Annotated in this window: 19 protein-coding genes; 11 read left to right on the plus strand and 8 right to left on the minus strand. The window is 72.8% G+C overall.

Annotated elements, in window-relative coordinates; all coding sequences use genetic code 11:
• Nucleotides 1-144: 144 nt before the first annotated feature.
• On the minus strand, nucleotides 145-576 hold the full coding sequence (locus CBP52_RS01980) for an SUKH-3 domain-containing protein (RefSeq protein WP_094179606.1): 432 nt from the start codon (nucleotides 574-576) through the stop codon (nucleotides 145-147).
• A 287-nt stretch (nucleotides 577-863) separates the two neighbouring features.
• On the opposite strand from CBP52_RS01980, the gene CBP52_RS01985 reads away from it, so the two are divergent.
• The gene (locus tag CBP52_RS01985) at nucleotides 864-1,139 is read left to right on the plus strand and encodes a type II toxin-antitoxin system Phd/YefM family antitoxin (RefSeq protein ID WP_094179607.1); all 276 of its coding nucleotides are present in this window, start codon (nucleotides 864-866) and stop codon (nucleotides 1,137-1,139) included.
• On the plus strand, nucleotides 1,136-1,411 hold the full coding sequence (locus tag CBP52_RS01990) for a type II toxin-antitoxin system RelE/ParE family toxin (protein WP_094179608.1): 276 nt from the start codon (nucleotides 1,136-1,138) through the stop codon (nucleotides 1,409-1,411). The genes CBP52_RS01985 and CBP52_RS01990 overlap by 4 nt, the downstream gene beginning before the upstream one ends.
• 27 nt (nucleotides 1,412-1,438) lie before the next feature.
• Here the strand turns inward: CBP52_RS01990 and CBP52_RS01995 are convergent, their stop codons facing one another.
• From CBP52_RS01995 to CBP52_RS02005, 3 genes are all read right to left on the minus strand, one after another.
• Nucleotides 1,439-2,515, minus strand: a complete 1,077-nt coding sequence (locus CBP52_RS01995; RefSeq protein ID WP_094179609.1) for a glycosyltransferase — start codon at nucleotides 2,513-2,515, stop codon at nucleotides 1,439-1,441.
• The gene (locus CBP52_RS02000) at nucleotides 2,512-5,196 is read right to left on the minus strand and encodes a sodium-translocating pyrophosphatase (RefSeq protein ID WP_369826267.1); all 2,685 of its coding nucleotides are present in this window, start codon (nucleotides 5,194-5,196) and stop codon (nucleotides 2,512-2,514) included. Before CBP52_RS02000 ends, CBP52_RS01995 begins: the two co-directional genes overlap by 4 nt.
• A gap of 199 nt (nucleotides 5,197-5,395) precedes the next feature.
• Complete coding sequence (locus CBP52_RS02005) at nucleotides 5,396-5,626, minus strand: hypothetical protein (protein WP_094179610.1); 231 nt, start codon at nucleotides 5,624-5,626, stop codon at nucleotides 5,396-5,398.
• Nucleotides 5,627-5,715: 89 nt separating this feature from the next.
• Here CBP52_RS02005 and CBP52_RS02010 point away from each other — a divergent pair, with 89 nt between their 5' ends.
• Complete coding sequence (locus CBP52_RS02010) at nucleotides 5,716-6,594, plus strand: DUF72 domain-containing protein (protein ID WP_094179611.1); 879 nt, start codon at nucleotides 5,716-5,718, stop codon at nucleotides 6,592-6,594.
• 24 nt (nucleotides 6,595-6,618) lie between these two features.
• Here the strand turns inward: CBP52_RS02010 and CBP52_RS02015 are convergent, their stop codons facing one another.
• Nucleotides 6,619-6,993: an RNA-binding S4 domain-containing protein gene (locus CBP52_RS02015; protein ID WP_174773859.1), complete on the minus strand. Its 375-nt coding sequence runs from the start codon at nucleotides 6,991-6,993 to the stop codon at nucleotides 6,619-6,621.
• 73 nt (nucleotides 6,994-7,066) lie between these two features.
• Here CBP52_RS02015 and CBP52_RS02020 point away from each other — a divergent pair, with 73 nt between their 5' ends.
• Nucleotides 7,067-7,519 carry a GyrI-like domain-containing protein gene (locus CBP52_RS02020; protein ID WP_094179612.1) on the plus strand — a complete coding sequence of 151 codons (453 nt, stop codon included), beginning with the start codon at nucleotides 7,067-7,069 and terminating at the stop codon, nucleotides 7,517-7,519.
• Between the two features lie 6 nt (nucleotides 7,520-7,525).
• Here the strand turns inward: CBP52_RS02020 and CBP52_RS02025 are convergent, their stop codons facing one another.
• Together CBP52_RS02025 and CBP52_RS02030 are read right to left on the minus strand one after the other, a co-directional pair.
• On the minus strand, nucleotides 7,526-7,834 hold the full coding sequence (locus CBP52_RS02025; RefSeq protein WP_094179613.1) for a DUF2249 domain-containing protein: 309 nt from the start codon (nucleotides 7,832-7,834) through the stop codon (nucleotides 7,526-7,528).
• A 110-nt stretch (nucleotides 7,835-7,944) separates the two neighbouring features.
• The gene (locus CBP52_RS02030) at nucleotides 7,945-8,718 is read right to left on the minus strand and encodes a metalloregulator ArsR/SmtB family transcription factor (protein WP_094179614.1); all 774 of its coding nucleotides are present in this window, start codon (nucleotides 8,716-8,718) and stop codon (nucleotides 7,945-7,947) included.
• 87 nt (nucleotides 8,719-8,805) lie between these two features.
• On the opposite strand from CBP52_RS02030, the gene CBP52_RS02035 reads away from it, so the two are divergent.
• Together CBP52_RS02035 and CBP52_RS02040 are read left to right on the plus strand one after the other, a co-directional pair.
• Entirely contained in the window at nucleotides 8,806-9,990 is a 1,185-nt protein-coding gene (locus CBP52_RS02035) for a hypothetical protein (protein WP_232514616.1), read from the plus strand.
• Nucleotides 9,987-12,737, plus strand: a complete 2,751-nt coding sequence (locus CBP52_RS02040; RefSeq protein WP_094179615.1) for a multicopper oxidase domain-containing protein — start codon at nucleotides 9,987-9,989, stop codon at nucleotides 12,735-12,737. Before CBP52_RS02035 ends, CBP52_RS02040 begins: the two co-directional genes overlap by 4 nt.
• Nucleotides 12,738-12,804: 67 nt before the next feature.
• Here the strand turns inward: CBP52_RS02040 and pgi are convergent, their stop codons facing one another.
• On the minus strand, nucleotides 12,805-14,484 hold the full coding sequence (gene pgi / locus CBP52_RS02045) for a glucose-6-phosphate isomerase (RefSeq protein ID WP_094179616.1): 1,680 nt from the start codon (nucleotides 14,482-14,484) through the stop codon (nucleotides 12,805-12,807).
• Between the two features lie 106 nt (nucleotides 14,485-14,590).
• Here pgi and CBP52_RS02050 point away from each other — a divergent pair, with 106 nt between their 5' ends.
• The 5 genes from CBP52_RS02050 (at nucleotide 14,591) to CBP52_RS02070 (ending at nucleotide 19,649) form a co-directional block, all read left to right on the plus strand.
• The gene (locus CBP52_RS02050; RefSeq protein WP_094179617.1) at nucleotides 14,591-14,905 is read left to right on the plus strand and encodes a hypothetical protein; all 315 of its coding nucleotides are present in this window, start codon (nucleotides 14,591-14,593) and stop codon (nucleotides 14,903-14,905) included.
• A 140-nt stretch (nucleotides 14,906-15,045) separates the two neighbouring features.
• Complete coding sequence (locus CBP52_RS02055; RefSeq protein ID WP_094179618.1) at nucleotides 15,046-16,212, plus strand: ROK family transcriptional regulator; 1,167 nt, start codon at nucleotides 15,046-15,048, stop codon at nucleotides 16,210-16,212.
• 95 nt (nucleotides 16,213-16,307) lie between these two features.
• Nucleotides 16,308-17,642, plus strand: a complete 1,335-nt coding sequence (locus CBP52_RS02060; protein WP_094182068.1) for an extracellular solute-binding protein — start codon at nucleotides 16,308-16,310, stop codon at nucleotides 17,640-17,642.
• 106 nt (nucleotides 17,643-17,748) lie between these two features.
• Nucleotides 17,749-18,729, plus strand: a complete 981-nt coding sequence (locus CBP52_RS02065) for a carbohydrate ABC transporter permease (protein WP_094179619.1) — start codon at nucleotides 17,749-17,751, stop codon at nucleotides 18,727-18,729.
• A complete protein-coding gene (locus tag CBP52_RS02070) occupies nucleotides 18,726-19,649 on the plus strand; it encodes a carbohydrate ABC transporter permease (protein WP_094179620.1) in 924 nt (307 codons plus the stop codon). The genes CBP52_RS02065 and CBP52_RS02070 overlap by 4 nt, the downstream gene beginning before the upstream one ends.
• Nucleotides 19,650-19,651: the final 2 nt, after the last annotated feature.

Consider the following 19,651-nt stretch of genomic DNA (forward strand, 5'->3'; position numbering starts at 1 on the left):
CCGGCGCGCCGGGTGGCGGCGTGATGACCGCGTGCATCGCACAGACCGCACCGGGACGATCCCCGAACACGTCGACACCTCAGCGACCTGAGCCGTCTATCCCGAGGGAGTCCAGTTCACTGCGCGAGCAGCAGGAGACGCGGGCTAATCAGGGACTACGCGATCAAGCGGCCGAGAGTCCGGTTCGATCAGCAAGGCCCGGATAACATCAACGATGTTCTCGCCCATGAGCCCGTACTCCGCGTCGAAACCACCCCAGAAGGCGCCAGTCTCGTCGATGACGAGGGTCATGTGTGAGTACTCGCCAACGGGCGTGATGGCACGGCCGATGCCTTCCGCATACGCCTCGCACCAGTCGGGATCCGCGTGACGCGCGGCCTGGTGCCCATCGATGTGCAGAGCACGTCGGCCCTCCTCGTCGGTGATCACGAGCCCCGAGAACACCTCGAGGAACTCACGGGCCGCCAGGCTCACGCTGTAGCCCGCCACGTCCAGTTCCGCGACCATGCGCTCCACGTCGACATGCCGGTCAGAACGCCATCCGGCACGAAGCAGCAGTTCCTGTGCCCTCGTCATTGACCCGGCACCCAGGTCGCACTCGCCGCCTGAGACGAACTCCCACGCTCGGTGCTGCCATGACTCTCATCCTCCGTGGGTTGCGAGCCACCATGGACGCCGGGGCGGTTCACCACCGTCGCGATGACGTCCTGGCGCTCGCCGGCCGGGGCGGGGGCCTGGCGGTGCGCTGCCCGCGAGATCTACGCACTGGTGACCTCGACTGATTCCGTGCGGCAAGAGGCTCGGCGCGATATCGGCCAACAGGCAGGCTATCCGTGGGCCGGTTTCGGGGCTATGGTGGGCCTATGAGGACTGTCGCTCTGAGCGAGGCGAAGGACAAGCTGTCGGCGCTCGTCGACGAGGCCGACCGCACCCACGAGATCATCCAGATCACCAAGCACGGCCGCAGCGCGGCGGTGCTGATGTCGGCGGACGACCTGGACTCCCTGCACGAGACGCTGTTCTGGCTGTCCCAGCCGGGCGTGCGCGAGGACGTCGCCGCAGCGCGCCAGGCGGTGGCCGAGGCAACGACGATCTCCGGTGAGGACCTGCGGGCCCGGTACGGCCTCCCGCCGCTGTGAGCGAGGCCGCCGAACCGTGGCGGGTCCAGGTCGCGGCGAGCGCGCTGCGCTCGCTCGAGCGTCTGCCCCCGCGCGTCGTCGGGGCCGTCGTGGAGTTCGTCACCCGGACCCTCCCGACCAACCCCGAGCGCATGTCCAAGCCGCTGCGCTATGAGCTCGAGGGGCTGCGCTCCGCGCGCCGCGGCGACTACCGCGTCCTGTTCACCCTCGACGACGACACCCGAGTGCTCCTGGTGGTGCGGATCTCCCACCGGGCCGACGCCTACCGCTGACCGACCTCCCGTCGACGGCGGCGCGGCTCAGGGGACCTGGCCGAACCAGCGGTGGACGTGCTCGACGATGGCGTGGTCGAAGGCGTCGTCGTCGTGGCGTGCGCGGAGCCACTCCTGGAAGGAGCCGCCGGCGGCGTCGTCGAGCTCGCGGCGCACGGTCGCGGTGTCGGTGAGGGCGCGTTCGAGCATCGCCTCGGCCTCGGCGGTGGTGCGGTAGAGCAGCGGGTAGGTCGCGGGCAGGATCGCGCGCGCCCAGGGGCGGTCGGGGAACACGCCGACGGCGCCGGCGACGAGCGCCTCGACGTACTCCAGGCCGTAGGACTCGTCGGTGGCGGTGGCGAGGAACGCGGTGGTGTGCGCGAGGGCTTCCCAGTAGTCGTCGCGGCTCGCGGTGAGCGGGCCGAGCCACACCCAGTCGTGCCGGGACAGGCGCATCGCGGCCTCGGAGACGAGGTGCGACTCGACGAGCCGGGCCTCGACGCGCAGCGGGACGCGCTTGTGCACGCGCTCGACGACGTCGACGAACGCCTGCGGCTGCTTGCGCTCCGACAGCCAGATCGCGGGGTAGAGGACCACGGGGACGTCGGGCTCGTGGCGCGGGTGCACGTGCTCGAGCCGGATGCCGAGGTTGACCCAGCCGATGCGGGCCTGCTCGGCGAGCTGCTGCACGGTCCACTGCCCGACGATCTCGCGGACCTCGGTCGCGGTCCGCTCGGAGTTCGCGAACGTGGGGAACAGCGCGCAGGCCAGGCCGAGGCACGCGCGATCGACCGGGTGCGTGAACTGCGAGGTGGTCCACCAGACGAAGTTCATGACGCGCGGCTCGGTGCCGGGCCGGGCGGTGCCGGAGCGGGCGAGCGTGCGCCAGACGGCGGCGGAGTCGACGACGTCCATGTTGATGACGACGGTGTCGCTCGCGTCGAGGAACTCGAGCGGCAGGACGTCGAACCCGTCGCAGCGGCGGGGGCCGTCGCCCACGAGGACGGAGCCGGGGAACACGCGCAGCAGGCGGCGCACGAGCGTCGCGCCGGCGTCGTGCCCGGCGACGTGGCCGTCGGGGTCGACGAGCACGTCCCGGTAGCGGATCGCGATGCGCGGGGTCATGACACGCTCGCCTCCTTCGCGCCGAGCTCGTCGTCGACGGGCCGTGCCTGCTCGGGCAGGGCGGGCTCGGCGGACGCGGGCTTCTCGGACGCTCGCTCGTCGGACGCGTGCGCGTCGGCCGGCGGCTCGTCGGCGGGTGCGAGGGACGCACCCTCGTCGTCGTCCTCGAGCGACGTGCGGATCCGCATGCCGTAGAACGACCGGTGGACGAAGAACGCGGAGATCACGAAGAACACGGCGGCGAGGCTCACGACGAGCGTGTGCAGGCCGTCGTCGGTCAACGAGACCGCGAGGTCGACGGCCAGGAGGCCGAACAGGGTCGTGAACTTGATGACGGGGTTGAGGGCGACCGACGAGGTGTCCTTGTACGGGTCGCCGACGGTGTCGCCGACGATCGTCGCGTCGTGCAGCGCGGTGCCCTTGGCGTGCAGGTCCGTCTCGACGATCTTCTTCGCGTTGTCCCACGCGCCGCCGGCGTTCGCCATGAAGATCGCCTGGTAGAGACCGAACGTCGCGATGGACACCAGGTAGCCGATGAAGAAGTACGGCTCGACGAACGCGAACGCGAGCGTCGCGAAGAACACGCCGAGGAACATCGTGAGCATGCCCTGCTGGGCGTACTGCGTGCAGATCTCGACGACGCGCCGCGAGTCCTCCTCGGACGCCTTGGTGACGCCGTCCAGCTTGATGGTGGTCTTGATGAACTCGACCGCGCGGTGCGCTCCCGTGGTGACGGCCTGGATCGAGGCGCCGGTGAACCAGAAGATGACCGCGCCACCGGTGATGAGGCCCAGCAGGAACGGCGGGTGCAGCAGCGAGAGGTTCTCGATGCCCTCGGTGAGGCCGCCGGTCAGGCCCATGATGATCGAGAAGATCATGGTCGTCGCACCGACCACGGCCGTGCCGATGAGCACGGGCTTCGCGGTCGCCTTGAACGTGTTCCCGGCGCCGTCGTTCTCCTCGAGCATGAGCTTGCCGCGTTCCCACTGGGGCTGGAAGCCGTAGTCGCGCTCGAGCTCGTCGTCGATGTCCTCGATGTCCTCGATGACGGACAGCTCGTACACGCTCTGCGCGTTGTCCGTGACCGGCCCGTAGGAGTCCACGGCGATCGTGACGGGTCCCATGCCGAGGAACCCGAACGCGACGAGCCCGAACGAGAACACCGCGGGGGCGACCATGAGGTCGCCGAGGCCCTGTTCGCTGATGAGGTAGGACCCGCCCATGAGCCCGACGATCGCGATACCCAGCCAGTAGGCCGAGAAGTTGCCGGCGACGAGCCCGGACAGGATGTTGAGCGACGGCCCACCCTGACGCGAGGACTTCACGACCTCGCGGACGTGCCGCGAGGAGGTCGACGTGAACGCCTTGACGAGCTCGGGGATGAGCGCGCCCGCGAGCGTGCCGCACGAGACGATCGTCGCGAGCTTCCACCACTGGTCCGCGGCCGCGGTGTCCGCGAGGACGAACCACGTCGTCAGGAACGTCGCGACGATGCACGCGGCCGACGTGAGCCACACGAGGTTCGACAGCGGCCGCTCGAAGTCCATGCGATCGGCGTCGCGGTAGCGGCGCGCGGTCCACAGGTCGTTGAGCTGGTAGGACACCGCGGACGCGACGATCATCACGGCCCGCACGACGAAGATCCAGACGAGCAGACTCGCCTGCACCGCGGGGTCATGCACGCCCAGCAGCACGAACGTCACGAGCGCGACGCCGGTGACGCCGTACGTCTCGAAGCCGTCCGCCGAGGGGCCGACCGAGTCGCCCGCGTTGTCGCCCGTGCAGTCGGCGATCACACCGGGGTTGCGGGCGTCGTCCTCCTTGATCTTGAAGACGATCTTCATGAGGTCCGAGCCGATGTCGGCGATCTTGGTGAAGATGCCGCCCGCGATGCGCAGCGCGCTCGCGCCCAGGGACTCGCCGATCGCGAACCCGATGAAGCACGCACCCGCGATCTCGCGCGGCAGGAACATGAGGATGACGAGCATCATCAGCAGCTCGAGGCTGATCAGCACCATGCCGATCGACATGCCCGCCTTGAGCGGCATGCGGTGCAGGGGGAGCGGCTTGCCGCGCAGGCTCGCGAACGCGACGCGGCTGTTGGCGAGCGTGTTGACGCGGATCCCGAACCACGCGACCGAGTACGAGCCGGCCATGCCGATCAGGCTGAACGCGATCACGACCGCGACGCGGCCCCACCCGAACCCGACGAGCACCTTGTAGTACACGACGATCACCGCGGCGATGAACGCCCACAGCACCACGAGGAACTTGCCCTGCTGCGCCAGGTACGCCTTGCAGGTCGAGTAGATGAGCTCGGAGACCTCACGCATCGAGGCGTGCACCTCGAGCTTGCGCATCTGCAGGTACGTCGCGACACCCATCGCCAGGCCCATGACGCACACGACGAGCCCGAGCCCGAGCAGCGCGCGCCCCGACAGCCCGCCGAGGACGGTGACCTGGCTCAGGTCGGGCAGGGCGAGGCTCGCCTCGCCGCCGTGCACGGAGCCCTCGCTCGTCGTGCTCTGCCCGCACCCCGCGAGCAGGGCCGTGAGGGCGAGCAGGCCGACGAGCAGGCGTGCTCGGCGACGACGCGACGGTGCCGACCCCTCGTGCGGCGACGCCCCGGGGGCGTGGGCGGCGGTGCTGCGTTCGGCTGCGGTGCGGGCGGCGGTGTCCACGATCTCCCCTGAGAGGTGAGGTGCTCTTGGGGTCGACGCTAGGAGCGCAGGTCAGGCCGGGCGTGAGTCGAAGGTCACACACGCCCCGGCGCGGTGGCCGTACACGGGTGACGCGCACGCGTCCCGGGACGACGAGAGCCGCCGCCCGGGAGACGGGCGGCGGCTCTCCGCGCTGGAGGACGCGTGGTGGGGCCGGAGGTCAGCGGTCCTCGAGGGCCGGGATGATCGTGGTCGGGATCGCGAACGCGAGGCTGATCGACGCGATGGCGCCGAAGAAGACCCACGGCTTCGCGGCGTCGACCACGTCGAACGACACCGCGAACAGGGCGATGCCGACGAAGAACAGCAGGAACGTGAAGAACACGGTGACGGCGCGCTCCGCGGAGCCGGAACGGTCGTCGTCGCGACGCTGCAGGACGGGTTCGCTCATGCGGGTCAGCCTACCCGGGACGTTGGTCCCAGGTGAGCGACCGCCCGGCCGGTCCTGCCGATCTCCCCGCGAGAGTGCAGGCTGGCCGCGTGACGGTGCGCATCGGGATCTCGGGCTGGCGGTACGCGCCGTGGCGCGGCGTGTTCTACCCGCGCGGACTGCCGCAGCGCGCCGAGCTCGAGTACGCGGCGCAGCGCATGACGAGCATCGAGGTCAACGGCTCGTTCTACGCGCTGCAACGCCCCGCCAGCTACCAGACGTGGGCCGCGCAGGTGCCGCAGGGCTTCGTGTTCTCGGTCAAGGGCCCTCGGTTCGTCACGCACCTCAAGAAGCTCGCCGACGTGCGCACGCCGGTGGCCAACTTCCTCGCCTCGGGCGTGCTCGCGCTCGGCCCGCAGCTCGGTCCCGTGCTGTGGCAGCTCCCGCCCACCCTCGGCTTCGACGTGGACCGTCTCGCGTCGTTCTTCGACCTCCTGCCACGCAGCACCGCGGCCGCGGCGGCGCTCGCGGAGCAGCACGACGAGCGGCTCGAGGGACGTGCGTGGACGACGACCGACGCCGACCGTCCGCTGCGCCACGTGCTCGAGGTGCGCCACGCGTCGTTCGAGGTCCCGGCGTTCGTCGCGCTCGCCCGCGCGCACGGGATCGGCCTGGTCGTCGCCGACACCGCGGGCCGCTGGCCCGTCATCGAGGACGTCACCTCCGACGTGGTCTACGTGCGCCTGCACGGTGACACCGAGCTGTACGCGAGCGGCTACGACGACCCCGCGCTCGACCGCTGGGCGCAGCGGGTGCGCGCGTGGGCCGCGGGCGGTGAGCCCGACGACGCACGTCGGCTCGCGCCGCCCGCACCGCCCGCCCCCCAGGGTCGCGACGTCTTCGTCTACTTCGACAACGACACGAAGGTCCGCGCGCCGTTCGACGCGCAGGGGCTCATCGCACGCGTCACCGACCTCGCGCCCGGCTGAGCCCTCCGTGGTCCGGCCAGGCCGTCAGCCGCGCCCGCGCAGCCGGTCGAGCTGGCGGCGGTCGCGCTTGGTGGGACGGCCCGCGCCGCGGTCCCGCACCCCGGCGAGCGCGACCTGGGCCTTGGGCACCGGAGCGGGGGAGCGGTCCAGGTAGCACTCGACGGCGACCGCGGCGCCGACGCGCTTGACGACGGTGCGGCGCACCTCGACGATGCGCTCACGCTCACCGCCACGCACGTGCACCTCGTCCCCGGGTACGACGATCGTCGCGGGCTTGGCGCGCTCGCCGTTGACGCGCACGTGGCCGGCGCGGCACGCCGCACCCGCCGCGGACCTCGTCGGGAACAGGCGCACGGCCCAGCACCACGCGTCGACGCGCGCCCGCACCACCTCGGCCATGCCCCCAGGTTGGCACACGCACTGGCGCACCCGGGCGCGGCGCGAGAGGGTGCGAGACGACGAGGAGGTCGACATGGACATCGAGCAGGTCGAGCTGCCGACGACGACGGTGGCGGTGGTGCACGAGCGCGTGCCGATGGACGCGCTGAGCGCGTTCTACGACCGCGCCTACCGCCAGGTGCAGGAGGCGCTCGGAGCCGCGGGCGTGCCGCCGACCGGCCCCGCGATCGGGTGGTACGGAGAGATGCCGAGCGACACCGCCGACGTCGCGGCAGGGTTCGCGGTGCCGCCGGACGCGGTCGTCGACGGGTTGGAGCTCCTGACCCTCGCCGGCGGGTCCGCGGTGGTCGGCGTCCACCGCGGACCGTACGACCGGCTGCCGGACGCGTGGAGCACCGTGGTCGCATGGTGCCGTGAGCAGGGCGTCCAGGGCCGCGGCGACTTCTGGGAGGAGTACGTCACGGACCCGGACCCGGGCGGTGACCCGGAGCAGAACGTCACCCGGCTGGTCCTGCCCCTGCTGTGAGGCAGGTCAGGCGCGGCGGGTGATCTTGACCGTCCACGCCTCGGGGCCGTCGACGAGCACCTCGGTGTCGATCGGGGCGCGCTCGGCGAGCTGAGCGAGCAGCGGGCGCGGCAGGTGGGGCGCGACGAGCACGAGCGACTGGCCGGGGGCGATCGCCTCGAACGCGCCGAACACCGTCGCGTGCCGGATGGCGTGCGGGATGGCGCGCACGTCCAGGACGGGGTCGGCCTCGTCGTGGCCGCCGCAGCCGCAGGAGTGCTGCTGCTCAGCGGGCTCGGGCGCGGTGCTGAGGATGTCGACGTCCTGCGTGGTCATGACGGTCTCCCGAGGTCGTGTGCTGGGGCTCGTCGCACGGGGTCGTGCGCGCGTCGAGGCCAGATTCTCACGGCGCCCGCCGTGGATAAAGGACCTACGGCCCTGGTGGGTCAGGCGTCCGCGAGGGGCGCCGTCGGGCGCCGCAGCTCGAGGACGCAGTGCTCGCGCCCGACGAACGGACGCAGCCGGTCCGCGGTGAGCGGCCCTCCGACGGTCTCGAGCACACCGCTCGCGAGCCCCAGGTGCACGCTGCACACCACGTCGGGCCGCTCGCGCGCGAGCTCGAGGAACGGACAGCGCCACAGGTCGATGCGCAGCGCGTCGTCGTCGCGCTCCGGGTCGAAGCCGAGCCGGTCCAGGTGCCCCTCGAGGGCGTCGAGCTGGCGGCGCTCGACGGCGCGCGACGCGTCGCCCGCGTCCGGCCCGCCGGGCGTCACCGCCGCCGGCTCGGGCAACGGCTCGACCGTCGGCTCGAGCACCCCGCCCGGCGCCGTGAGCGCGTAGCCCGCGGACCGTGCCGCCTCTCGCGTCGGGCCGAGGTCGCGTCCGAAGCCGCTGATCAGCACCTTGGTCAGGGCGACGTGCGCGATCGACTCCTCGAGCCGGCCCATCGCGATGGGGTCGCGGCGCGCGTCGTCGGGCGACGCGACGCGGTAGAGCATGCGCGGGCGGCCCCGCACGGTGCGCGCCTCGGGCGTCCGGACCGCGTACCCGTCGGCGACGAGCCGGGCGAGGTGCTCACGCGTCGTGTTCTCGTGCAGGCCCGTGACGGCGGCGAGCTCGCCGACCGTGTGCGAGCCGCCGCGCTGCAGGATCCGCAGCAGGTCGACGCGGCTCGCCGCGGCGAGCGTGCGCTCCGCGGGGGTGCGTCGGGGTGCCGGCATGTCGTCAGTATCGGGCCTGCGTACCGGGGCTCCGGGCGGGACCTCGGTCCCGCGCGCCCGCCTGCGCGGGTTAACTACGGTCCAGACGTGGAAAACACGTCACGACGCGCGGTGCCGACCGTGCGCCTGGTCCTGCTGCTGCCCGCAGGGGTCGCGATGCTCGCGGGCCTCGACGCCGCGCTCACGCTGCTCGGGCTGACCGCACCCGTCCCGTCCGAGCGGCTCGCGGACGTGCACGGACCGCTCATGGTCCTGGGCTTCGTCGGCACCCTCGTCGCGCTCGAACGGGCCGTGGCGCTCGCCCCCGCGACGGCGGGTGAACGTGCGCGGCCGTGGGCGTGGGCCGCGCCCGCCCTGCTCGGCGCGGGCGCGCTCCTGCTCGTCGCACCCCTCCCGCTCGCGGCCGGCCGGGTGTGCCTGGTGGCCGGCTCGGCCGTGCTCGTGGCGCTCTACCGCGCGGCCTGGCGCCGGCGCGCGGACGACGCGATCGCCGTGCAGGGGCTCGGGGCGCTCGCCGCGGTCGGTGCCGCGACGCTGTGGGCAGCAGACGTCCCCGTGCCGCACCTCGCGCCCTGGCTCGTGACGTTCCTCGTGCTCACCGTCGTCGGCGAACGGCTCGAGCTCATGCGGATCGCACCCGTCCCCGCTGCGGCGGGGCGGGGTGTCGTCGCCGGTGCGTGTGCGCTCGTCGCAGGAGCGGCCCTGGCCCTCGTGTGGCCCGCGGTGGGCAGCGCGGTGCTCGGCGCGGCGCTCGTCGGCCTCGTCGTCCTGCTCGCCCGGTTCGACGTCGCCCGCCGCACCGTGCGCGGCACCGGGCTCCCGCGGTTCATGGCCGTCGCCATGCTCGGCTCGTTCACCTGGCTCGCCGTCGCCGGGGGGCTGTGGATGGTCGGTGGGCCGACGACGAGCGGACCGCGGTACGACGCGCTGCTGCACGCCGTGTTCCTGGGCTTCGTGATGTCGATGGTGATGGCGCACGCCCCCGTGATCCTGCCCGCGGTGCTGCGCCGGCCGCTGCCGTACCGGCCCGTCATGTACGTACCGCTCACCCTGCTGCACGTGACCCTGCTGCTGCGTGTCCTCGGCGACGAACGCGACGCGGCGGTCGTCGTGCAGGTGGCGGGCGTCGGCAACGTCGTCGCGGTGCTCACGTTCGTCGTCGTCGCCGTCACGAGCGTGCTCCTCGGTCCGCCCGCCCGGCCCGGCGCACGCGCCGACCGCACGCCGGCTCGCAGCGACGCCGCGGCCGGCGCGCTCGAGGTCGTCGCGTGACGCGCGCGTCGTGGCACGTGCGGGCCAACGCCCTCGTGCTCGCCTGGCTCGCGGCCGCCGCGGTGCTCACCCTCGTGCACCGCTGGGTGCCGGCCGCGCAGTGGCTCATGGTGCACCTGCTCCTGCTCGGTGCGGTGAGCACCGCGATCCTGCTGTGGAGCCAGCACTTCGCGGACACGCTGCTGCGCTCGCCCGCACCCGGCGGCCGCCGCGGGCTCACCGCGCGCCTCGCGGCCCACACCGCGGGCGCGCTGCTGGTGGTCGCGGGGCTCGCCGTGCCCCGGTTCGCACTCGTCGTCGCGGGCGGGGTGCTCGTCGCCGGCGCCGGCGGCGCACAGGTCGTCGTCCTCGTGCGCCAGATGCGCGGCGCCCTGCCCACGCGGTTCCGACCGCTCGTGCGGTGGTACGTGGCGGCGGGCACCGCGCTCCCCGTCGGTGTCGCGGCGGGCGTCGTCCTCGCGCGCGGCACGCTCAGTGACGCGGCGCACGGGCGCCTGTACGTCGCGCACGTGGTCCTCACGCTCGTCGGCTGGGTCGCCACCACCGTGCTCGGCACGCTCATGGTGCTGTGGCCGACCGTCCAGCACGCGCGCATCGAGCCGGTCGACGAGCGCGACGGGTCCCGGGCGCTCCCCGTGGTCGCCGGCGGGCTCGCGCTGGTCCTGCTCGCGACCGCGACCGGGGTGCGCTGGCTGGTGCCCGTGGGGTGCGTCGTCGTCGCCGGGGGCGCAGGCCTCGTCGCGCGCGTGATGTGGCGGCAGCGCCGCGCGGCCGCACCCGTCGTCGCGGCGAACGCCGCACGGCCGCACGCGGGCCGGACCGCGCCGGTCTACGTCCCGCCCGTGCTCGCGCCCGCCTCGCTCGCCGCGTCCGTGCTGTGGCTCGTCGGGTCGCTGGTCGCGTTCGGCGCGGTCGTCGTCGCCGCGCCCGGGTGGGACGCCGCCGCGGACCGCGTGCGCGGGCTGGTCGCACCGTTCGCCGTCGGGTTCGCGGCGCAGGTCCTCGTCGGTGCGCTGTCCCACCTGCTGCCCGTGGTGCTGGGCGGCGGCCCCGCGACCGCACGGGCCACGGCGGCCCAGCTCGAGCGCGGCGCGGTCGTCCGGCTCGTGCTCGTCAACGGCGGGCTCCTGCTGTTCTGCGCGCCGGTGCCCAGCGCGGTGCGCGTCGTCGTCTCCATGGTGGTGCTCGGCGCCCTCGCGTCCTTCCTGGTGCTCGCGGTCCGGGCCGTCGCGCTCGCGCGTCGCGGGGCGCCCGCTCCCGCGCACCCGGACACGCCGACCGACGCACCCTCGACGGTCCGTCGGTCGGGCGCCGTCGCGGTGGGCGTGGGTGCGCTCGCGCTCGCGCTCGTCGTCGGCGTCGCGATGGACCCGCCCGCCGCGGGGATCCCGATCGCCGGCGCGGCGGACGGTGGCGGCTCCGGCCGGGTCGAGGCGAGCGGTCGCACGACGACCGTGCGCGTCGAGGCGCGCGACATGCGGTTCGTCCCGTCCCGTGTCGAGGTCCCCGCCGGCGACCGGCTCGTGCTCGAGGTCACCAACGTCGACGACGACGTGCACGACCTCGTCGTCGCGAACGGTGCGACGAGCGGGCGGCTCGCGCCCGGCGAGAGCGCACGTGTCGACGTCGGCGTCGTCGGCGCCGCGCTCGACGCCTGGTGCTCCGTGGCGGGGCACCGGCTCATGGGGATGACGCTCGACATCGTCGTGACGGGGGACGCGCAGGTCGCGGCACCCGACGACACCGCGGACGACGCCCGCGGCGAGACGGCCGGCCCGTCGGCGCACGCAGGGCACGACGGTCAGGGCGCCGACGGCGGCGTCGGTGACGGCGGCGCCCCCGCGCCGTCCGCCGCGGACCTGCTCGACCTCATGGCGCGGCCGGACGACGCGTTCGTCGCGCGGGACGCCGCGCTCGACCCCCTCGGCCCCGACGAGGGGTCCGTCACGAGGCACGTGACGCTCCAGGTGCAGGAGGTGGTCCGCGAGGTCGCGCCGGGCGTGCGGCAGCGCCTGTGGACGTTCGGCGGCACCGCCCCCGGACCCGTGCTGCACGGACGCGTGGGGGACAGGTTCGTCGTGACGCTCGTCAACGACGGCTCGATCGGTCACTCGATCGACTTCCACGCGGGTGCCCTCGCGCCCGACGACGTCATGCGCACCATCCAGCCCGGCGAGACGCTCACGTACTCGTTCACCGCGACGCGGTCGGGCATGTGGATGTACCACTGCTCGACGATGCCCATGTCGGTGCACATCGCGAACGGCATGTCCGGTGCCGTCGTCATCGAGCCGGACGGGCTCGCCCCGGTCGACGCGCAGTACGCGCTCGTGCAGTCCGAGCTGTACCTGGGGCCGCAGGACGGCGAGGTGGACGCCGCGCGTGTGGCCTCGCAGTCTCCCGACCTGGTGGTGCTCAACGGGTACGCGAACCAGTACCGGGACCGGCCGCTGACGGTCGCCGCGGGCGAGCGGGTGCGGCTGTGGGTGCTCGACGCGGGCCCGAACCGGCCGAGCGCGTTCCACGTCGTCGGAGGGCAGTTCGACACCGTCTACCGCGAGGGCGAGTACACGCTGCGGGACGGCGGCTCGACGGGGACGGGCGGTGCGCAGGTGCTCGCCCTGCAACCGGCCGAAGGCGGTTTCGTCGAGCTGACGTTCCCCGAGCCGGGGACCTACCCGTTCGTCTCGCACGTCATGTCGGACGCCGAGAAGGGCGCGTCGGGCCGGGTCGTCGTCACGCCCTGAGACGCGCGACGGGTGGAGAAGCGCTCGTCAGGCGAGCGGTTCTCCACCCGTTGCGGTGGGTGCTGCGTCAGGCGCGCAGCGACAGGTACGTCTCGATCAGGTGCTTGGTCGACGGGTCCTGCGCGTCGAGCGCCGCGGAGTCGCCCTCGACGGCCGGCGCGATCTCGAGCGCGAGCTTCTTGCCGAGCTCGACACCCCACTGGTCGAACGAGTCGATGCCCCAGACCACGCCCTGCACGAACGTGATGTGCTCGTACAGCGCGATGAGCTGGCCCAGCACCGACGGCGTGAGCGCAGCGGCGAGGATGGACGTCGTCGGGCGGTTGCCCGAGAAGACGCGCGCGGGGACGATCGCCTCGTCCGTGCCCTCGGCGCGCACCTCGTCGGCGGTCTTGCCGAACGCGAGCGCCTTGGTCTGCGCGAAGAAGTTCGCCAGGAACAGGCCGTGCACGTCCGTGCCGCCGTCCTGCAGCGGGTGGGCCGGGTTGGCGACGGCGATGAAGTCCGCCGGGATCAGGCGCGTGCCCTGGTGGATGAGCTGGTAGAACGCGTGCTGCCCGTTGGTGCCCGGCTCGCCCCAGAACACCTCGCCCGTGTCGGTGGTGACGGGCGAGCCGTCCCAGCGCACGGACTTGCCGTTGGACTCCATCGTCAGCTGCTGCAGGTACGCCGGGAACCGGTGCAGGTACTGCGCGTAGGGGAGCACGGCGTGCGTGTGCGCGCCCAGGAAGTTGACGTACCAGACGTTGAGCAGCCCCATGAGGACGGGCACGTTCTGCGCGAACGGCGTGGTCGCGACGTGCTCGTCGACCGCGTGGAAGCCCGCGAGGAAGTCACGGAACGCGTCGGGGCCGATCGCGATGGCGACCGACGTGCCGATCGCCGAGTCCACCGAGTAGCGGCCGCCGACCCAGTCCCAGAAGCCGAACGCGTTCGCCGGGTCGATGCCGAACGCCGCGACCTTGTCGAGCGCGGTCGACACCGCGACGAAGTGCTGCGCGACCGCGGCGGTGCGCGCCTCGTCGGTGTCCGCGATCGCGCCCGTGGCGACGAGCTGCTGCCACAGCCACTCGCGCGCGAGGCGCGCGTTGGTCAGGGTCTCGAGCGTGCCGAACGTCTTGGACGCGACGATGAACAGCGTCGTGGTGGGGTCGAGGCCCTTGACCTTCTCCGCGAGGTCGGTCGGGTCGATGTTCGAGACGAACCGCACCTCGAGGCCGTCCTGGACGTACGGCTTGAGCGCCTCGTAGACCATCACGGGCCCGAGGTCGGAGCCGCCGATGCCGATGTTGACGACCGTGCGCACGCGCTCACCGGTCACGCCGGTCCACTCGCCCGAGCGCACCGTGTCGGCGAACGCGTAGACCTTCTCGAGCTCGGTCTGCACGTCGGTGTCGACGTCCTGCCCGTCGACGACGAGCGCGGGGGAGGACCCGGCCGGGCGGCGCAGCGCGGTGTGCAGCACCGCGCGGTCCTCGGTGACGTTGATGTGCTCGCCGCGCAGCATCGCCTGCAGGCGGTCCGCGACGCCGGTCTGCTCCGCGAGCTGCACCAGCAGCGCGAGCGTCTCGTCGGTCACGAGGTTCTTCGACAGGTCGACGTGCAGGTCCGCGAGGCGGAACGTCAGGCGCTGCGCACGCTGCGGGTCGGCGGCGAACCAGCCGCGCAGGTCCGGCGTGAGCGTCGACTCGTGCTCCGACAGGTCCTGCCAGGCGCGCGTCGTCGTGGGGTCGATCGGGGTGGTCACGGTGGGTCCCTCCGGGAAGTGACGAGGGCTCCCAACCTAGTGCGCACGCGGACGTCGCCGCACGGGACGTCCGTGGGACCCGGGCGGGCGACGTAGGGTCCCTGGCGTGCCTCGACGTGTCCCTGTCGCCCTGCTCGCCGCGCTGTCGCTCGTCGTGTCGTTCGCCGTCGCGCGGCTCACCGGGGTCCGCCTGCTCGGGGGAGCGGTGCTCGTGGCCGGTGCGGCGTGGTGCGTGGTGCGGGCGTGGCGGCCCGCGGGGCCGGTGCGCTGCGCCGCGCTCGTGCTCCTGGGCGCCGGCTGCTTCGTCGCGTCCCACGTGCTGGCCCGCACCTCTCTCGGTGCGTGGGCCTCGGTCGCGCTGGTCGCCGCCGTGCTGGGCGTCGCCACGTGGTTCCTGGTGGACCGGCGCTCGCGCGCCTGACCTCGGACGGGCGCGTCCGGACGCCACGGGCCGAGCGAACGGTCGGGCGTGAGTCGGGCGCGTGTCGGGACGGTCACGATGTGATCACGGTCACCGGACACCCTTGACCCGCGATTAATAAAGAAGGTCTACTAACAAACATGCCAGCGACCACCACGCAGCCCGGAGCCCGCGGACGAGCCCTGCGGCCCACCGCGAAGGTCCTGCCCGGGCACGCCCGCGTGCACAACCGGTCGCTCGTGCTCGCGCACCTGTTCCACACCGGCCCGTCGTCGCGCGCCGACATCGCGCGCAGCAGCGGGCTCACGCGCGTCACGGTCTCGACGCTCGTCGCCGACCTCATCGAGGAGGGGCTGGTCGAGGAGCTCGGCGTGCGGTCCGAGGGCAAGGTCGGCAAGCCCGCGACGCTCGTCGGGATGCGTACCGAGGCGTTCCAGGTGGTCGCGGTCGACCTGACCGACGACGCCACGATCCTCGGCGCCGTCCTCACGCTCACGGGCGAGGTCGTCTCGCGGCACGAGGCTCCCCTCGACGGGCGCTCGGGGGAGGCGGCCGTCGTCGCGCTCGAGGGGGTGTGCCGCGCGCTGCTGGCCGCCGCGGACCGTCCGGTGATCGGCGTCGGCATCGCCTCGCCCGGCGTCATCCGCACCGACGGGCTCGTCGTGCAGGCGCCCAACCGCGGCTGGTACGACCTGGACCTCGCCTCGCTGCTGCGCACCCGGCTCGGCGTCCCCGTGCACGTCGCGAACGACGCCAACGCCCGCGCGCTCGGCGAGTTCACCTACGGCAGCGCGTCCGGGTCCGGCTCGATGGTCGTGACCGTCGGGCAAGGTGTCGGTGCCGGGCTCGTCGTCGACGGTGCGCTCGTCCTCGGCCGCAACAACGCCGCGGGCGAGATCGGCCACGTGACGGTCGTCGACGCGACGACCCCCGGCGAGACGCCCGCCGCGTGCGCGTGCGGCCGCGCCGGCTGCCTCGAGACCGTGCTGAGCGTGCCGGCCCTGCGCCGGCGCGTCGCAGGTCTCGACCCCCAGGAGTCCGACGCCGCGCTGGCGTCGGTCGGACGGATGCTGGGCATCGCCCTGGCACCCGTCGTCAGCGCGCTCGACCTCGCGGAGGTCCTGCTCTCCGGCCCCACGGAGCTGCTGGACGGTCCCCTGCGCGAGGCGGCGCTCACGGCCATCCGGACCCGGACCATGCCCGTCATCGGGCGCGGGCTCGCGGTGCGGATGGGTTCGCTCGACGAGGACGGAGCGCTGGCCGGTGCGGCGGTGCTCGTCCTGTCGGGGCAACTCGGGGTCACGTGACGACCCCGAGCCGCCCCCTTGCAGTGTCACGGCACCATCCCGGCGAACGCCGCCCCGGCGCTCGCCTCGCACTCGGGAGGAACCCCAACGTGAAGATGCTACGGTTCGCGGCCCTCGGCGTGGCGGCGACGCTCGCGCTGACCGCCTGCAGCTCCGGCTCGGACGAGCCGGCGGACGGCACGACGACCGCCGGCGGCGATGGCACGCAGGCCGCCGAGGCGGCCGACATCACCCTGTGGCTCGCCGGCGGCGACACCAACAAGGACCTGCGCACGTACCTCGTGGACACGTTCGCCGAGCAGAACCCCGGCTCGACGCTGACCATCGAGGAGGTCGCCTGGCCCGACCTGGTCACCAAGCTCACCACCGCGCTGCCCGACGCGGCGAACACGCCCGACGTCGTCGAGATCGGCAACACGCAGTCGCCGACGTTCACCACGGTCGGTGCGTTCCGCGACCTCACGCCGCTGTACGACGAGCTCGGCGGCGACAAGCTGCTCCAGTCGTTCGTCGACGTCGGGTCCGTCGACGGCAAGAACTTCGCGCTGCCGTACTACTTCGGCTCGCGCTACATGTTCTACCGCAAGGACATCTGGACGGCGGCGGGTGTCGAGGTGCCTCAGACGCTCGCCGAGTTCACCGAGGCCGTCGCCAAGCTCAAGACCGACACGCAGTCGGGCTTCGCGATGGGCGGCCAGGACTGGCGCAACGGCATCTCGTGGGTGTTCGCCAACGGCGGCGAGCTCGCGACCGTCGACGGCACCACGTGGACCTCGACGCTGTCCGACCCGAGCACCATCAAGGGCCTCGAGCAGTGGCAGGAGGTGTACCAGAAGGCGTCGAACCTGCCCTCGACCGAGCGCGACGTCGCGTACTGGGACTTCCTCAACGACGGCACCGACGGCACCGGTCCGGACGCCGCGACGATCATGGCGCCGGGCTGGGCGCGCTGGTCGATCGGCGACATCACCAAGAACGACGCGGGCGAGGAGGTGCGTGACGGCATGGCGGACGACACGAAGTTCGACATCTTCGCGCTCCCGGGCGTCGACGGCGGCATCGCGCCGGTGTTCGCGGGCGGCTCCAACATCGCCGTCTCGGCCAAGTCGCAGCACCCCGAGCTCGCCGAGAACCTCCTGCGGATCATCTTCTCGGAGGAGTACCAGACGATGCTCGGCGGCGCGGGCCTCGGCCCGGGCAACTCGGACTACGTGTCCTCGCTCGGCGACGACAAGTTCGCCCAGACGATGATCGAGACGGCCGCGGCCTCGAAGCTCACGCCGGCCGCGCCGGGCTGGGCCGCGATCGAGGGCGCGTTCGTCTACGAGGAGCTGTTCCAGAAGATCGCCGACGGCGGTGACGTGACCGCGCTGGCGAAGGAGTACGACGCCAAGCTCACGCCGATGCTCAACGGCGGCGCCGCGGGCTGACCCGCCGCGCCCGAGAACCGGCCGTCCGCGGGGGAGCCCCCTGCACCCCGCGGACGGCCCCCGGGCCGTGGCGCTCCGCGCACGGCCACGGACCCCAGGAGACCCCATGTCCCACGACGCCGCCCTCGGCGTGCCCGCGCACACCGACGGCGCCCCCACCCCACCGGCGGCCCGCCCGGCGACCGCACCCCGCGTGCGCCGGCGCCGTGCACCCGCCGCCCCCTACCTCCTGCTCGTCCCCGCGGTCGTCGCGCTGCTCGCAGGCCTCGCGTACCCCGTCGGCCGGCAGGTCGTCATGTCGCTGCAGAGGTACGGGCTCGAGCAGCAGTTCGGCCAGCCGCCGCAGTTCGTCGGGCTCGACAACTTCGTGCGCGTCTTCACCGACGACAGCCTGTGGGCGGTCGTCACGCGCTCGATCGTGTTCTGCCTCGTCAACGCGCTGCTCACGGTCGCGATCGGGCTGGCGTTCGCCCTGCTCATGCGCGCCGTGCACACCGCCGTGCGCCTCACGCTCCAGGTCTGCCTGCTCCTCGCGTGGGCCATGCCCATGGTCGCCGGCGTGACCGTGTTCAAGTGGCTGTTCGACTACCGCACGGGCGTCGTCAACTGGCTGCTCGTGCAGCTGGGCCTGGACGGGTTCCGCGACTTCTCGTGGCTGTCGCAGCCGTTCACGTTCTTCCTCGTCGCGACTCTCGTCATCGTCTGGATGTCGGTCCCGTTCGTGGCGCTGTCGATCTACGCGGGCCTGACCGCGGTGCCCGAGGAGGTCCTCGAGGCCGCGCGCATCGACGGGGCGTCGGGACGTCAGCAGCTGTGGCACATCCTGCTGCCGATGGTCAAGCCCGTGCTCTCGATCGTCCTGCTGCTGCAGGTCATCTGGGACCTGCGGGTGTTCGCGCAGATCCGCCTGCTGCAGGACGCCGGCGCCCCCGTCTCCGAGACCAACCTCCTCGGCAACTTCATCTACGAGCTCGGCATGAGCCGGCAGGACTTCGGTGGCGCGGCCGCGGTCTCGATCTTCGTCCTGCTCCTCACCGTCGCGCTGAGCTGGCCGTACGTCCGCAGTCTCCTGAAGGAGGACGCATGAGCGCCATCGCGCCCGCGCAGCCGTCGCGTCCCGCGACCGTCACCCGGTCCGCCGCGGCCCGCCCGCAGCACGCGCCCGGCCGCACCCGCCGTCGCGTGCGCGGCATCGCGCTCGGGGCGGTCGGCCTGGTGTGCGCGCTCGTCTGGGTGTTCCCCGTGTACTGGATGGTGCTCTCGGCGTTCACGCCCGCCGCGTACCTACGCTCGTCGACGCCCGAGTTCCTGCCGTTGCACGCGACCGGGGTCAACTTCTCCCGCGTGCTCGAGGGTGGCGGGTTCACGAGCGCGCTGCGCATGAGCCTCGCGGTCACCTCGCTCACCGTGCTGGCGGTCCTGGTGTTCGCGTTCTTCGGTGCGCTCGCCATCAGCCGGTGGCGGTTCCGCGGGCGCAGGTCGTTCGTGCTCGCGGTGCTGTTCATCCAGATGCTGCCCGCCGAGGGGCTGTTCATCGCGCAGTACAAGATGCTCTCGGGCGTGCACCTGCTCGACTCCGTCATCGGCGTCACCGTGCTCTACACCGCGACGGTCATCCCGTTCACCATCTGGATGCTGCGCGGGTTCGTCGCGGGCGTGCCCGCCGAGCTCGAGGAGGCCGCGATGGTCGACGGCCTGTCCCGCACGCAGGCGTTCCTGCGCATCACGTTCCCGCTGCTCGCACCGGGCCTCGTCGCGTCGGGCGTGTACGCGTTCCTGCAGGCGTGGAACGAGTTCACGATCGCGCTCGTCGCGCTGCCGTCGCAGTCCAGCCAGACGTTGCCGCTGTGGCTGCGCGAGTTCCTGTCGGCGTCCGCGAACCGCGGCGTCGACTGGGGCCAGGTCATGGCCGCCTCGACGCTGATCGCGATCCCCGTGATCGTGTTCTTCCTGGTCGTGCAGGGCCGGATGACGTCCGGCCTGGTCTCCGGCGCGGTCAAGGGCTGAGC

Source organism: Cellulomonas sp. PSBB021 (assembly GCF_002240455.1).
Taxonomy (GTDB): domain Bacteria; phylum Actinomycetota; class Actinomycetes; order Actinomycetales; family Cellulomonadaceae; genus Cellulomonas; species Cellulomonas uda.

Coding starts and splice junctions, on each gene's coding strand:
- CBP52_RS01980 (WP_094179606.1), bottom strand. CDS start 576: ATGACGAGGGCACAGGAACTGCTGCTTCGTGCCGGATGGCGTTCTGAC.
- CBP52_RS01985 (WP_094179607.1), top strand. CDS start 864: ATGAGGACTGTCGCTCTGAGCGAGGCGAAGGACAAGCTGTCGGCGCTC.
- CBP52_RS01995 (WP_094179609.1), bottom strand. CDS start 2,515: ATGACCCCGCGCATCGCGATCCGCTACCGGGACGTGCTCGTCGACCCC.
- CBP52_RS02005 (WP_094179610.1), bottom strand. CDS start 5,626: ATGAGCGAACCCGTCCTGCAGCGTCGCGACGACGACCGTTCCGGCTCC.
- CBP52_RS02015 (WP_174773859.1), bottom strand. CDS start 6,993: ATGGCCGAGGTGGTGCGGGCGCGCGTCGACGCGTGGTGCTGGGCCGTG.
- CBP52_RS02020 (WP_094179612.1), top strand. CDS start 7,067: ATGGACATCGAGCAGGTCGAGCTGCCGACGACGACGGTGGCGGTGGTG.
- CBP52_RS02025 (WP_094179613.1), bottom strand. CDS start 7,834: ATGACCACGCAGGACGTCGACATCCTCAGCACCGCGCCCGAGCCCGCT.
- CBP52_RS02030 (WP_094179614.1), bottom strand. CDS start 8,718: ATGCCGGCACCCCGACGCACCCCCGCGGAGCGCACGCTCGCCGCGGCG.
- CBP52_RS02055 (WP_094179618.1), top strand. CDS start 15,046: ATGCCAGCGACCACCACGCAGCCCGGAGCCCGCGGACGAGCCCTGCGG.
- CBP52_RS02060 (WP_094182068.1), top strand. CDS start 16,308: ATGCTACGGTTCGCGGCCCTCGGCGTGGCGGCGACGCTCGCGCTGACC.
- CBP52_RS02065 (WP_094179619.1), top strand. CDS start 17,749: ATGTCCCACGACGCCGCCCTCGGCGTGCCCGCGCACACCGACGGCGCC.
- CBP52_RS02070 (WP_094179620.1), top strand. CDS start 18,726: ATGAGCGCCATCGCGCCCGCGCAGCCGTCGCGTCCCGCGACCGTCACC.